A 13,220-nucleotide genomic window follows, 5' to 3' on the forward strand; every position below is an offset into this window, starting at 1 on the left:
CTCGGGCCGCGCCGCCGCTTTCGGTGAGGAGAACCGATGGCCGACAGACAACTGATCGGGCGCATCGCCATCGCGGGCATCGTGGTGGCCGCGCTCGCGACGTGTGTGGTGCTGCTCAACGGCGGTGAGGAACCGCAGGCCGAGGGTGTGGCCGTGGTCGGGGAGCCGACCGGGGCCGCGCCGTCGCGGGAGCCGGACCGCACGATCACCCGGACGCTGAGCCAGGCGCAGCCGCAGCCGGTGTCGAACGACTGGCAGATCGCCTACGAGCTCGTCGGGACGGGGACCGCGACCGTGGTCTACGACTCGAACGGGCTGGGGCTGGTGCATCAGGAGTTGCAGGTGACGCTGCCGTGGCGCAAGGAGCTCACGTGGAAGAACACCGGCACGCCGCCGACCGTCCAGCTGATGGGGCAGGGCGAAGGGGCCGTCGAATGCCGGGTGGCCGTGGGCGGTGCCGTCGTCACGTCGGAGAAGTCCACCCCCGGTGAGGTCGCCACCTGCGCCGGCCGCCTGGCCCCCTCCTGACCAGCGCCGCGCGGCGACTTTAGCGGGCAAAGTGCGATCCGGGGCCCGGCCCCGCGCGGCGACTTCAGCCCCCTAATCGCGATCCGGCGGGCGGGGAAAATCGGTGGCCGGGTTGGGCAGAATGGGGGCATGAGCTGGACCTTCGAAGTCACCCCCGTCGATCACCCGGACGCCGCCCAGCTGCTGCGCGAGTACCTGGACGAGATCGCGTCCCGCTACTACGAGCGCCAGGTCGACGAGGACGAGCTCGACGACCTGCTCGAGAAGAACCACAGCAGGTACCTGGTTCCGCCGGAGGGCGCCTTCCTCCTCGCGTGGCGCGACGGGGTGCTCGCCGGCTGTGCCGGGCTCCGGGTCATGACGCCCGAGATCACCGAACTCAAGCGAGTCTTCCTCCGACGGTCCGAGCGCGGCAAGGGCGGCGCGGCGCTGCTCGTGGCCGCCGCCGAGGACGTCGCCCGTGGCCTGGGGGCCACGACCATCCGCCTGGACACCCGCAGCGACCTCGTCGAGGCGAGGGCCCTGTACGCGCGCCTCGGCTACGACGAGGTCGAGCCCTTCAACGACGACCCCTACGCCCACTACTACTTCGCGAAGCCCCTGGCCCAGGCTCTGTCGGATCGCGTTTAGCCCGCTAAACGCGACGCGGACCGACGCGGGCGCGGGGCATAGGTCGCCTTCGCGAGGAGCGAGCCGGCGAGGACGGGGGTCAGGCCGATCAGCAGCAGGAAGACGCCCGTGTCCTTGCCCTCGATCAGCGGATGCCACCACAGCGGCGTCACGGCGATGTCGACGACGTCACCCCGCTCCGGGAACGTCCCGAACGACATCCACCACAGGTCCTTGACCTCGTGCGTCTCGCCGTCGAGTTCGTAGGTGCCGTCCACCAGGTTGCTGTTGCCGCAGCTGGTGCAGCTCGACGTGCCCGCCTCCGCCCGCAGGGTCGCGGTCACGGTGAGCCGCGCCTCGGGAGCGAGCCCGGTCAACGCGGTCAGCGAGTTCACCGCGAGCGCCAGCCCCGGCAGCACCAGGGCGAGCGCGACGACAGAGCGCGCCACCAGCGACAGTGAGGACAGCGGCTGACGGCCGGCCGCTTCCCGTCGCCGGTTGAGCGGACCGCGGAGCCCGGTGAGCGGACCCCGTCGTCCGCCGAGCCATCCGGCATCGCTCGTGTCGGAAGCCGCTGCGACAGCGCGGAAATCCGCATCCTGCCACTCCACTGTGGACGCCAGGACGGCGAGACGGCGGGAGTCGGCGAACATCATTTCTTCGGTCAGCGTCCCGGCTTCGGAGACCCACAGCGAGCCGCCGTGGAAAGCCACTTCGCGGACCCGGAACCACGGATCGCCGTCCAGCAGTTCACGGACAGCCGAGGTGAGCAGAGTGCGCGCGAACTCCGGATCGGACGTCGTCACGGTGAACCGGCGGTCGAACTCCGTGCCGGTCTCGAACCGTTGCAGCAGCGCATCCGGCTTCGGCGCCCCGACGGTGTTCCGCGTGATGCGGGCGTCCTCCAGCGGCGTGAACCGCTCCGGCTCGAAAGCACCGGTGACGGGAGTGATGACGACCGACGGCACGACGGGCGTCCGCAGCTGGATCAGGGCGTACGTCCCGTCCATCAGGTCAGCTGTCCTGGCCAGCTCCGGAAAGCCTTCCGACCCACCGAGCCGGTACTCGACGCCCAGCAGCCGATGCCCGTTGTGCACGAACTCGACCGCCGTCACCACGGACTCGGAGGACGCGTGGGTGACGGCGATGCCGCGCTGGGGGAGGACGCCGAAACTCGGCTCGCCGGACCCGTCGAGCCTGCGGATCCACGTCTTCTGCCGGTAGCCCCGCCACGCCGCCAGAGCCGCGATGACGAGCGGGAACGCGAACCACAGCCAGCCGGGCACCGCGCTGCCGGACCCCGCCGAGAGCCAGTACAGCGACGTCTCGGAGACGAGAATCCCGCAGAACGCGTAGCTGACGGCCGCGGCGGTCGGCCGCCGTCCGTCGAACCGCCCGCCGAGCAACAGCAGCGCCAGAGCCAGGGCGTACCCACCGGCGACGAGCCACGGCCCGGCCTGATCGTCCATCGGGCGACCCTACTGGTCCATGTCGAGGTTCTCGCGGGTCTCCTCTTCGCTGTGATGCCCGCCGGTGCGGCCGTACTCCTGCCCGGCGATGGTGGTCCTCGAGTTGTCGATGGTCTTGTTCACGAAGTCGAAGCCGGCCTTGCCCGCGTACGCCGACCCCTTCGAGATGTCGGCCGGATTGACCCCGACCACCTGCTTGATCGCCTGGTTCGGCACGCCCTTGAGGACGTCCACCGCGGCATCGCCGAACGTGCCCAGCTGCGTCTTGGAGCCCTTGGCGATCGCGCCGACGATCGACTTCTCCTGACCGGGCGTCATCCCGATCTTGCCGGCCTTCGTCAGCTTCGAACCCTGTTTGACCAGGTCATCGGTCCACTTGAGCATGAAGCCCATGAACTTGTCGAGCAGCTTGCCGAGCTTCCCGAGGTGCTTGGTGATCTTGCCCATCGCGCTCGCGGCCTTGGCGATCGTCGCGGTCATCGCGGCGGCCACCGAGGAGCCGAGGCTGACGATGGACGCGGCCAGCGCGGGCAGCCAGATGTAGATCGCCCAGGTGACCAGCTCGGAGATGATCGATTTGACGACCTCTTCGATGACGGTCATCACCATCGACCACATCTGCAGCGTCTCGGCCACCGTCCCGGCGCTGTTGCCGATGCCCTTGATGCCGACGGCGAAGTCGCCGAGCGCGTTGCGAGCGGCGTCGCCCGCGTCGCCCACCCAGTCCTTCAGCGACTCGTCGCCGGTCTTGACGAAGTCGTCGGCCAGTGTGACGAAACCCTTGGCGATGTTGCCGAAGTTGCCCGCCGCGGTCTTGAGCGCCGGACCGTCCCCGGTGACGAAGTGCAGCGCGTCCTGCAGCGGCTGGATCAGCTCGATCAGAATGTTCAGGCCGTTGCTGACGAGCCAGCCCACCGGGTCGAGCACGAAACTCGCGAGGTCCGCGCCCGCGCCCGCGATGAACCCGGCGCCGTCCTGCACCAGCTGCCCGCCCGCGGCCGCGAGGTCGCCGGGGCCCTGCGCGGTGCTGAACTTCTCGTAGGCGTTGGCCACGGTGGTGACGCCCTTGCCCGCGACCGGCACCTTCTTCACCGCGTCGAGCGCGTTCTTGCCGAAACTGTCGTCACCCGTGATCTTGACGCCGCCGGCGATGCTCGCCTTCTCGTCGGTCATGCCGTCCCCCAGCTCACTTCGGTCCGTCGATCTTGGCTTCGTACTTCCCCAGGGTGATCGTCGCGTCGTTTTCGAAGCCGTTGTAGATCGACGCCGCCTGGTTGAGCTTCCCGGAGAAGGCGTCGACCCCGGTCTTCATCAGTTCGAGCAGTTCACGCAGGTCGGAGAGCTTGCCCGTGTAGGTCTGCTTCACCGCGAGCCCGATCAGGCCCCACGACTTGTCCGTGACGTCGGCCTGGTCGACTAGACCGCCGAACTTGCCCGCCTCGTCCTTGTAGTAACCGAGGTTGTTCGCGTAGTCGGTCAAGGCCTGCGTCTTGACCGCGTGCCCGCCGGCGCCTGGTCCGGTCATCAGTGGTCCTCCTCGTCGAACAGGTTCTTGAGGAACTGGTCACCCGCCGAGTTCCCGCCCGCCGGCGGCTGGCCGGGAGTCGCTTCGTCCGACCGCCGGAGCACCGTCTCCTCGCTGAAGTCGTCCTCGTTCCGAGGGCGGCGGGCGGGGCGGGCGGCCTCCGGTGGTGGCTCCTCCGACATCTGAGACCGCAGATCGTCGGCTGTGGTTCCCAACGCTTCCGCTTGGGCTTCGAGTACCTGCTCTTCGACGTTCAGATGGAAGGTCCCGCCGAACTGCTCGTCGACGATCCCCGCCTGCTTCCGCGCCGCGTCGGCCACCGCGGTGTGCAAAGTGGACAGAATGGCCGCGGCGAGCTGTTGTGGTTGCTGCCTAAGGGCTTCCGGGGACAGGCGGATGTCCTTCACGGACCCGCCGGGTCCCGCGACGACGGTGACCGAACGGTCCGGTGACGCCGCGACCGACTCCAGTTCCGCCAGTTCCGCCTGCATCTCGCCGACCTTCGCGAACTGCGTTTCGGCCTTCTTGATCTTGGACTGGAACTTCTCGAATTCCGCGACCAACTGTTCGAACTCGGCCGACATCGACCCTCCCGTGCTTGCGCTGCGTCAACCGGCCATCACTGTGACCGGTGTCATCGTGACCCATTCGCCGCTTGGACGCGATGGTGTGCTTTCCGGATCCATCCGGCTCACCCGTTGGAGGAATAGGTAGCGTTGTTCGCCGAGTAAGGCGGTATCAGTACAGCGAGGGGAGGGCGTCGTGGACGCCGAGCAGCAGGAAAGCACCGAGGAACCTCGGAGGGGGAGTCATGCGGCGCCGGAGGGGGCTCCCGTGCATCCGTTGATCGACCTCAACCGGGATCCGCACCCGGGCAGGGCGGACCACGCCAAGCCCGACGAGGAATGAAAGCACCCGAAACGCCGTTCCATCAGGGTGGCCGCGGCGTGACGCCCGGCACGATATAGTTATCGACCCCCCGATTTGGTCGCCCTCTCAGTGGGCGGGTATCTTTGGAGACCGTGCCCGGCAGGCGTCGGGCCGTCCCGTGTGCCGTGCGGCATGAACGGGATGCTCAGGCATCCGGTTCCAAGGCTTCGCCAACACGGGATCCGACGGAAAATCCCTACGGGAAGTTACCGGTCGAAAGACCGTGACGCGGGCCGACACGCCCGACCGCGGGGGCCGGAGACAGACACGTAGTAGCAAGATCGCGAACAGAAAGCTGGTCCATTGCCCACGATCCAGCAGCTGGTCCGTAAGGGCCGCCAGGACAAGGCTGCCAAGCAGAAGACCGCGGCCCTCAAGGGGAGCCCGCAGCGGCGTGGCGTGTGCACTCGCGTGTACACCACAACCCCCAAGAAGCCGAACTCGGCGCTTCGCAAGGTCGCTCGTGTGAAGTTGACCAGCGGCATCGAGGTCACCGCCTACATTCCCGGTGAGGGCCACAACCTGCAGGAGCACTCGATGGTGCTCGTGCGTGGTGGTCGTGTGAAGGACCTTCCGGGTGTCCGTTACAAGATCATCCGCGGTTCGCTCGACACCCAGGGTGTCAAGAACCGTAAGCAGGCGCGCAGCCGGTACGGCGCGAAGAAGGAGAAGAGCTAATGCCCCGCAAGGGTCCGGCCCCGAAGCGGCCGCTGATCTCTGACCCCGTCTACGCATCCCCGCTGGTCACCCAGCTGGTGAACAAGGTGCTGAAGGACGGCAAGCGGTCCCTGGCCGAGCGCATCGTCTACGGCGCCCTCGAAGGTGCTCGCGAGAAGACCGGCACCGACCCGGTCGTCACGCTGAAGCGCGCCCTCGACAACGTGAAGCCCACCATCGAGGTGAAGAGCCGCCGCGTCGGTGGTGCCACCTACCAGGTGCCGATCGAGGTCAAGCCGGGCCGTTCGACCACCCTCGCCCTGCGTTGGCTGGTCTCCTTCTCCGCGGCCCGCCGCGAGAAGACCATGATCGAGCGCCTGCAGAACGAGCTCCTCGACGCGAGCAACGGCCTCGGCGCCAGCGTGAAGCGGCGCGAGGACACGCACAAGATGGCCGAGTCCAACAAGGCCTTCGCGCACTACCGCTGGTGATGACCGCCCGGCTGCCGATCAAAGCCTTGCCGGGCCCCAATTTTGAGACAGGGGAACACTCTCGTGGCACGTGAAGTGCTGACCGACCTGAACCAGGTCCGCAACATCGGCATCATGGCCCACATCGACGCCGGTAAGACCACCACCACCGAGCGGATCCTGTTCTACACCGGGGTCAACTACAAGATCGGTGAAGTCCACGATGGCGCCGCCACCATGGACTGGATGGAGGAGGAGCAGAAGCGGGGTATCACCATCACCTCGGCTGCCACCACCACCTTCTGGGCCGATCACCAGATCAACATCATCGACACCCCGGGTCACGTCGACTTCACCGTCGAGGTGGAGCGTTCGCTCCGCGTGCTCGATGGTGCCGTCGCCGTGTTCGACGGCAAGGAAGGTGTCGAGCCGCAGTCCGAGCAGGTCTGGCGTCAGGCGGACAAGTACGAGGTTCCTCGTATCTGCTTCGTCAACAAGATGGACAAGCTCGGCGCGGACTTCTACTTCACCGTCCGCACCATCGAGGAGCGCCTCGGCGCCCGCCCGCTGGTCATCCAGCTGCCGATCGGCGCCGAGAACGAGTTCGAAGGCGTCATCGACCTGGTCCGCATGAAGGCGCTGACCTGGCGCGGCGAGGTCCAGAAGGGCGAGGACTACGCCGTCGAGGAGATCCCGGCCGAGCTCGCCGACAAGGCGGCCGAGTACCGGGAGAAGCTGGTCGAGGCCATCGCCGAGACCGAAGACTCCCTGATGGAGAAGTTCCTCGAGGGCGAGGAGCTGACGGAGGCCGAGCTGAAGGCCGGTATCCGCAAGCTCACCGTGAACCGCGAGGCGTACCCGGTGCTCACCGGTTCCGCCTTCAAGAACAAGGGCGTTCAGCCCATGCTCGACGCGGTCATCGACTACCTGCCGTCGCCGCTGGACGTCCCCGCCGTCGAGGGCACGCTGCCCGACGGTGAGACCCCGGTGCTGCGGAAGCCGTCCGTCGACGAACCCTTCGCCGCTCTGGCGTTCAAGATCGCCGCGCACCCGTTCTTCGGCAAGCTGACCTACATCCGGGTGTACTCGGGCAAGGTCTCCTCCGGCGCGCAGCTGATCAACGCGACCAAGGAGCGCAAGGAGCGCATCGGGAAGCTCTTCCAGATGCACTCCAACAAGGAGAACCCGGTCGAAGAGGCTCAGGCCGGCCACATCTACGCGGTCATCGGCCTGAAGGACACCACCACCGGTGACACCCTCGCCGACCCGCAGAACCCGGTCGTCCTCGAGTCGATGACGTTCCCGGCGCCGGTTATCCGCGTCGCGATCGAGCCGAAGACGAAGGCCGACCAGGAGAAGCTCTCCCTGGCGATCCAGAAGCTGGCCGAAGAGGACCCGACGTTCCAGGTCAACCTGGACGAGGACACCGGCCAGACGATCATCGCGGGTATGGGCGAGCTGCACCTCGAGGTGCTGGTGAACCGGATGAAGTCCGACTACAAGGTCGAGGCGAACATCGGTAAGCCGCAGGTCGCCTACCGTGAGACGGTGCGCAAGACGGTCGAGAAGCTCGACTACGTGCACAAGAAGCAGACCGGTGGTTCCGGTCAGTTCGCGAAGGTCATCGTCAAGCTCGAGCCGCTCGAGTCCACCGACGGTGCCCTCTACGAGTTCTCCAACAAGGTCACCGGTGGCCGCGTGCCGCGGGAGTACATCCCGTCGGTCGACGCGGGCGCGCAGGACGCCATGCAGTACGGCGTGCTGGCCGGCTACCCGCTCGTCGGGTTGAAGTTCACCTTGTTGGACGGCGCGTACCACGAGGTCGACTCTTCGGAAATGGCCTTCAAGATCGCCGGTTCCATCGCGATGAAGGAAGCCGCGAGGAAGGCCAACCCGGTCATCCTCGAGCCGTTGATGGCCGTCGAGGTCACCACGCCCGAGGACTACATGGGCGATGTGATCGGTGACCTCAACTCCCGCCGTGGCCAGATCCAGGCCATGGAGGAGCGCGCCGGTACCCGTGTCGTCAAGGCACTGGTCCCGCTGTCGGAGATGTTCGGTTACGTCGGTGACCTGCGGTCGCGTACCCAGGGGCGGGCCAACTACTCCATGGTGTTCGACTCCTACGCCGAGGTTCCCGCGAACGTCGCGAAGGAAATCATCGCGAAGGCGACAGGGGAGTAGTTCCCTCTCGCTCGCGGGCATAAGGAAAACTCCTGAACGTCCGCACCACCCACCGAGAAACGAATCTCCGTCCGACGACAGCCACGTCGGCCGGTGAGTAAGCAAAACAGTCCAGGAGGACATTCCAGTGGCGAAGGCGAAATTCGAGCGGACCAAGCCGCACGTCAACATCGGGACCATCGGTCACGTCGACCACGGTAAGACCACTCTGACCGCGGCGATCACCAAGGTTCTGCACGACAAGTACCCCGAGCTGAACACGGCGTCGGCGTTCGACCAGATCGACAACGCGCCGGAAGAGAAGCAGCGCGGCATCACGATCAACATCTCGCACGTCGAGTACCAGACCGAGAAGCGTCACTACGCCCACGTGGACGCCCCCGGTCACGCGGACTACATCAAGAACATGATCACCGGTGCGGCGCAGATGGACGGCGCGATCCTCGTGGTCGCGGCGACCGACGGCCCGATGCCGCAGACCCGTGAGCACGTGCTGCTCGCGAAGCAGGTCGGCGTGCCCTACATCGTGGTCGCGCTGAACAAGGCCGACATGGTCGACGACGAAGAGATCCTGGAGCTCGTCGAGCTCGAGGTCCGCGAGCTGCTGTCCTCCCAGGACTTCCCGGGTGACGACGCTCCGGTCGTCAAGGTCTCCGGCCTGAAGGCCCTCGAGGGCGACGCCAAGTGGGGCGAGAGTGTTCTCGAGCTCATGGCGGCCGTCGACGAGAACGTGCCGGACCCGGTGCGTGAGCTCGACAAGCCGTTCCTGATGCCGATCGAAGACGTCTTCACGATCACCGGCCGTGGCACGGTCGTGACCGGCCGTATCGAGCGTGGCCGCGTCAACGTGAACGAAGAGGTCGAGATCGTCGGCATCAAGGAAAAGTCGACCAAGACCACCGTCACCGGTGTCGAGATGTTCCGCAAGCTGCTCGACCAGGGTGAGGCCGGCGACAACGTCGGTCTGCTGGTCCGCGGCATCAAGCGCGAGGACGTCGAGCGCGGCCAGGTCGTCGTGAAGCCGGGCACCACCACCCCGCACACGGAGTTCGAGGGCTCGGTCTACATCCTGTCGAAGGACGAGGGTGGCCGTCACACCCCGTTCTTCAACAACTACCGCCCGCAGTTCTACTTCCGCACGACGGACGTGACCGGCGTGGTGACCCTCAAGGAGGGCACCGAGATGGTCATGCCGGGCGACAACACGGACATCAGCGTCGTGCTGATCCAGCCGATCGCCATGGACGAGGGCCTGCGTTTCGCCATCCGTGAGGGTGGACGGACCGTCGGCGCCGGCCAGGTCACCAAGATCACCAAGTGATTTAGACGCCCCGCCCGGGGGCTTACACCCCCGGGTAAGGGGCGTCAAATCACGTGTGCGACACTATTCAGGTTGCTCGTCCTGGGGCGGCCGAATCCTTCGGGGTTCCGGCCGCCCTGGTATGAGCAGCCATGGTCCGTGGAGCTCTTCCTTCGGGTGAGGCCAGCGGGCGTGGCGGTTGAGACGGCACGGCCGGATCACTGCCTCCTCACATGAGGAAGACCAGGAAGACGAAGATCCCACGGGATCCGTCTGTGCGTCGGGCACGACACGCCCGACCGCGTGGACCGGAGACAGGGCCGTTGAACTGGGAAAACCTCAGGCACGACCGAGGTTTGAAGAGACAAAGCGGCACGAGACGACAAGGAACGCAGCCACCATGGCGGGACAGAAGATCCGCATCCGGCTCAAGGCCTACGACCACGAGGCGATCGACACCTCGGCGCGCAAGATCGTCGAGACGGTCACGCGCACCGGCGCCCGTGTTGTCGGGCCGGTGCCGCTGCCCACCGAGAAGAACGTTTACTGCGTCATCCGCTCGCCGCACAAGTACAAGGACTCGCGCGAGCACTTCGAGATGCGCACGCACAAGCGTCTGATCGACATCCTCGACCCGACGCCGAAGACGGTCGACGCGCTCATGCGCATCGACCTGCCGGCGAGCGTCGACGTCAACATCCAGTAGCGGCTGGCGAGCGGCGGAGAGTAAGAGACTCATGTCTGACAGGCAAATGAAGGGCATCCTGGGCACCAAGCTCGGCATGACCCAGGTCTTCGACGAGAACAACCGGGTCGTCCCGGTGACCGTCGTCCAGGCCGGTCCGAACGTGGTCACCCAGGTTCGGACCCAGGAAACCGACGGCTACAAGGCCGTGCAGCTGGCTTTCGGCGCGGTCGATCCGCGCCGGGTGAACAAGCCGCGCACCGGCCACTTCGACAAGGCGAGCGTGACCCCGCGTCGTTTCCTTGCGGAGCTGCGTACCACCGACGCCGATACCTACGAGGTCGGCCAGGAGATCACCGCTGAGGTGTTCGAGGCCGGTATCGAGGTCGACGTGACCGGTACCAGCAAGGGCAAGGGCTACGCCGGTGTCATGAAGCGTCACGGCTTCAAGGGCCAGGGCGCCAGCCACGGTGCCCAGGCCGTGCACCGCAAGCCCGGCTCGATCGGTGGCTGTGCCACCCCGGGCCGTGTCTTCAAGGGCCTGCGCATGGCGGGCCGGATGGGCAACGACCGGGTCACCACGCAGAACCTGACCGTGCACGCGGTGCGTGCCGAAGACGGCCTGCTGCTGATCAAGGGCGCCGTGCCCGGTCCCAAGGGCGGCCTGCTGTTCGTTCGCAGCGCCGCGAAGGGTGGTAACTGAAGATGAGCAGCGTCGAGCTGAAGACCCCGGCCGGTAAAGCCGACGGCACGGTCGACCTCCCCTCGGAGATCTTCGACGTGCAGGCCAACGTGCCCCTCATGCACCAGGTCGTGGTGGGCCAGCTGGCCGCCGCGCGCCAGGGCACGCATGACACCAAGACCCGTGGTGAAGTCCGCGGTGGTGGCAAGAAGCCGTACCGTCAGAAGGGCACCGGCCGCGCCCGCCAGGGTTCGACCCGTGCACCGCAGTTCACCGGTGGTGGCGTCGTCCACGGCCCCACGCCGCGTGACTACACCCAGCGGACCCCGAAGAAGATGAAGGCCGCCGCTCTCCGTGGCGCCCTCTCCGACCGGGCCCGTGCCGGACAGCTGCACGTCGTCACCGAACTGGTGACCGGCGAGCGGCCGTCCACCAAGTCCGCCAAGGCCGTCATCGCCGCGGTGACCCAGGCCAAGCGCGTTCTCGTGGTCCTGCACCGCGACGACGAGCTGAGCTGGAACTCGCTGCGCAACCTGGCCGAGGTCCACATCATCACGCCCGACCAGCTCAACACCTACGACGTGTTGGTCAACGACGACGTGGTGTTCACCAAGGCCGCTTACGACGTTTTCGTCGCCGGTCCCGTCAGGGGCAAGGGCGCGAAGGCTTCGGCACGGTCGAGCGAGGTTGAAGGGAGTGACGAGCAGTGAGTGCGATCGCCATCCCCGATCCCCGCGACATCTTGCTCGCGCCGGTGATCTCCGAGAAGTCCTACGGGCTGCTTGAAGACCACAAGTACACGTTCGTGGTTCGCCCGGACGCCAACAAGACCCAGATCAAGATCGCGGTCGAGAAGGTGTTCGGCGTCAAGGTGGTCAGTGTCAACACCCTCAACCGCCAGGGCAAGCGTAAGCGGACTCGCGCCGGCTTCGGCAAGCGCAAGGACACCAAGCGCGCCATCGTGACTCTTTCGGCTGAGAGCAAGCCGATCGAGATCTTCGGCGGACCCACCGCGTAAAGGACTGAGCTGACACATGGGCATCCGCAAGTACAAGCCGACGACCCCGGGTCGTCGCGGTTCCAGCGTCTCCGACTTCGCCGAGATCACTCGGTCCACCCCGGAGAAGTCGCTGCTGCGTCCGCTGAGCAAGACCGGCGGCCGTAACTCCAGCGGCAAGATCACCACCCGTCACAAGGGCGGTGGCCACAAGCGCGCGTACCGGCTGATCGACTTCCGCCGGAACGACAAGGACGGCGTTCCCGCCAAGGTCGCGCACATCGAGTACGACCCCAACCGGTCCGCTCGTATCGCGCTCCTGCACTACGCCGACGGCGAGAAGCGCTACATCATCGCCCCGGAGAAGCTCAAGCAGGGTGACACGGTTGAGAACGGCCCCCGCGCCGACATCAAGCCGGGTAACAACCTGCCGCTGCGCAACATCCCGGTCGGCACCGTGATCCACGCGATCGAGCTCCGCCCCGGTGGCGGCGCGAAGATGGCGCGGTCCGCCGGTGCCAAGGTGCAGCTGGTGGCGAAGGACGGGCCTTACGCCCAGCTTCGTCTCCCGTCGGGCGAGATCCGGAACGTCGACGTGCGCAACCGCGCCACCATCGGCGAGGTCGGTAACTCCGACCACTCCAACATCAACTGGGGCAAGGCGGGTCGTAACCGCTGGCGCGGCAAGCGCCCCACCGTCCGTGGTGTCGTCATGAACCCGGTCGACCACCCGCACGGTGGTGGTGAGGGTAAGACCTCCGGTGGTCGCCACCCGGTGAACCCGAACGGAAAGCCCGAAGGCCGCACCCGCCGCCGCAAGGCCTCCGACGCCATGATCGTCCGCCGCCGGCGTACCGGCAAGAAGCGCTGAGCAGGGAGGTAGAAGAACATGCCACGTAGCCTCAAAAAGGGCCCCTTCGTGGACGACCACCTGCTCAAGAAGGTGGACGTTCTCAACGAGTCGGGCAAGAAGACCGTCATCAAGACCTGGTCGCGACGCTCCACGATCATCCCGGACTTCCTGGGTCACACGATCGCGGTGCACGACGGTCGCAAGCACGTCCCGGTGTTCGTCACCGAGGCGATGGTGGGTCACAAGTTGGGCGAATTCGCCCCGACTCGGACCTTCAAGGGCCACATCAAGGACGACCGCAAGTCGCGCCGCCGCTGAGCGGGCACGAGAG

Annotated in this window: 16 protein-coding genes; 12 read left to right on the forward strand and 4 right to left on the reverse strand. The window is 66.6% G+C overall.

Annotated elements, in window-relative coordinates; genetic code table 11:
* The first annotated feature begins 36 nt into the window (after positions 1–36).
* Positions 37–528: an MmpS family transport accessory protein gene (locus tag ACZ5IK_RS08850; protein ID WP_465487210.1), complete on the forward strand. Its 492-nt coding sequence runs from the start codon at positions 37–39 to the stop codon at positions 526–528.
* 129 nt (positions 529–657) lie between these two features.
* Positions 658–1,158 (forward strand): GNAT family N-acetyltransferase, encoded by a 501-nt coding sequence (locus ACZ5IK_RS08855; RefSeq protein ID WP_465487211.1) that lies wholly within the window; start codon positions 658–660, stop codon positions 1,156–1,158.
* Here the strand turns inward: ACZ5IK_RS08855 and ACZ5IK_RS08860 are convergent.
* From ACZ5IK_RS08860 to ACZ5IK_RS08875, 4 genes are read right to left on the reverse strand one after another with little or no spacing between them, the layout of a single operon-like run.
* Positions 1,155–2,606 (reverse strand): hypothetical protein, encoded by a 1,452-nt coding sequence (locus ACZ5IK_RS08860; protein ID WP_465487212.1) that lies wholly within the window; start codon positions 2,604–2,606, stop codon positions 1,155–1,157. The two genes, ACZ5IK_RS08855 and ACZ5IK_RS08860, sit on opposite strands and share 4 nt — an antisense overlap.
* 9 nt (positions 2,607–2,615) lie before the next feature.
* Positions 2,616–3,779: a hypothetical protein gene (locus ACZ5IK_RS08865; protein WP_465487213.1), complete on the reverse strand. Its 1,164-nt coding sequence runs from the start codon at positions 3,777–3,779 to the stop codon at positions 2,616–2,618.
* 13 nt (positions 3,780–3,792) lie between these two features.
* Complete coding sequence (locus ACZ5IK_RS08870; protein WP_465487214.1) at positions 3,793–4,131, reverse strand: hypothetical protein; 339 nt, start codon at positions 4,129–4,131, stop codon at positions 3,793–3,795.
* Positions 4,131–4,715 (reverse strand): YbaB/EbfC family nucleoid-associated protein, encoded by a 585-nt coding sequence (locus tag ACZ5IK_RS08875; protein ID WP_465487215.1) that lies wholly within the window; start codon positions 4,713–4,715, stop codon positions 4,131–4,133. The genes ACZ5IK_RS08870 and ACZ5IK_RS08875 overlap by 1 nt, the downstream gene beginning before the upstream one ends.
* Before the next feature lie 649 nt (positions 4,716–5,364).
* Between ACZ5IK_RS08875 and rpsL the strand changes: the two genes are divergently transcribed.
* The 10 genes from rpsL to rpsS all read left to right on the forward strand — a co-directional run bounded on the left by rpsL (position 5,365) and on the right by rpsS (position 13,207).
* On the forward strand, positions 5,365–5,739 hold the full coding sequence (rpsL, locus tag ACZ5IK_RS08880) for a 30S ribosomal protein S12 (protein WP_003102113.1): 375 nt from the start codon (positions 5,365–5,367) through the stop codon (positions 5,737–5,739).
* Entirely contained in the window at positions 5,739–6,209 is a 471-nt protein-coding gene (rpsG, locus tag ACZ5IK_RS08885) for a 30S ribosomal protein S7 (RefSeq protein ID WP_005166770.1), read from the forward strand. Before rpsL ends, rpsG begins: the two co-directional genes overlap by 1 nt.
* Positions 6,210–6,272: 63 nt before the next feature.
* Entirely contained in the window at positions 6,273–8,372 is a 2,100-nt protein-coding gene (gene fusA, locus ACZ5IK_RS08890; protein WP_101612164.1) for an elongation factor G, read from the forward strand.
* 127 nt (positions 8,373–8,499) lie between these two features.
* Entirely contained in the window at positions 8,500–9,693 is a 1,194-nt protein-coding gene (gene tuf, locus ACZ5IK_RS08895; RefSeq protein ID WP_101612165.1) for an elongation factor Tu, read from the forward strand.
* 379 nt (positions 9,694–10,072) lie between these two features.
* Complete coding sequence (gene rpsJ, locus ACZ5IK_RS08900) at positions 10,073–10,378, forward strand: 30S ribosomal protein S10 (RefSeq protein ID WP_003102098.1); 306 nt, start codon at positions 10,073–10,075, stop codon at positions 10,376–10,378.
* A 31-nt stretch (positions 10,379–10,409) separates the two neighbouring features.
* Positions 10,410–11,060, forward strand: coding sequence for a 50S ribosomal protein L3 (gene rplC, locus ACZ5IK_RS08905; RefSeq protein ID WP_276366386.1), 651 nt, complete (start codon positions 10,410–10,412; stop codon positions 11,058–11,060).
* Positions 11,061–11,062: 2 nt separating this feature from the next.
* The gene (gene rplD, locus ACZ5IK_RS08910; RefSeq protein WP_465487216.1) at positions 11,063–11,749 is read left to right on the forward strand and encodes a 50S ribosomal protein L4; all 687 of its coding nucleotides are present in this window, start codon (positions 11,063–11,065) and stop codon (positions 11,747–11,749) included.
* Positions 11,746–12,057 carry a 50S ribosomal protein L23 gene (gene rplW, locus ACZ5IK_RS08915; RefSeq protein ID WP_101612167.1) on the forward strand — a complete coding sequence of 104 codons (312 nt, stop codon included), beginning with the start codon at positions 11,746–11,748 and terminating at the stop codon, positions 12,055–12,057. The genes rplD and rplW overlap by 4 nt, the downstream gene beginning before the upstream one ends.
* Before the next feature lie 16 nt (positions 12,058–12,073).
* A complete protein-coding gene (gene rplB / locus ACZ5IK_RS08920) occupies positions 12,074–12,907 on the forward strand; it encodes a 50S ribosomal protein L2 (RefSeq protein WP_101612168.1) in 834 nt (277 codons plus the stop codon).
* Between the two features lie 18 nt (positions 12,908–12,925).
* A complete protein-coding gene (gene rpsS, locus ACZ5IK_RS08925; RefSeq protein WP_026468892.1) occupies positions 12,926–13,207 on the forward strand; it encodes a 30S ribosomal protein S19 in 282 nt (93 codons plus the stop codon).
* The last annotated feature ends 13 nt before the right edge of the window (positions 13,208–13,220 follow it).

The organism is Amycolatopsis sp. NPDC031561, from assembly GCF_055580625.1.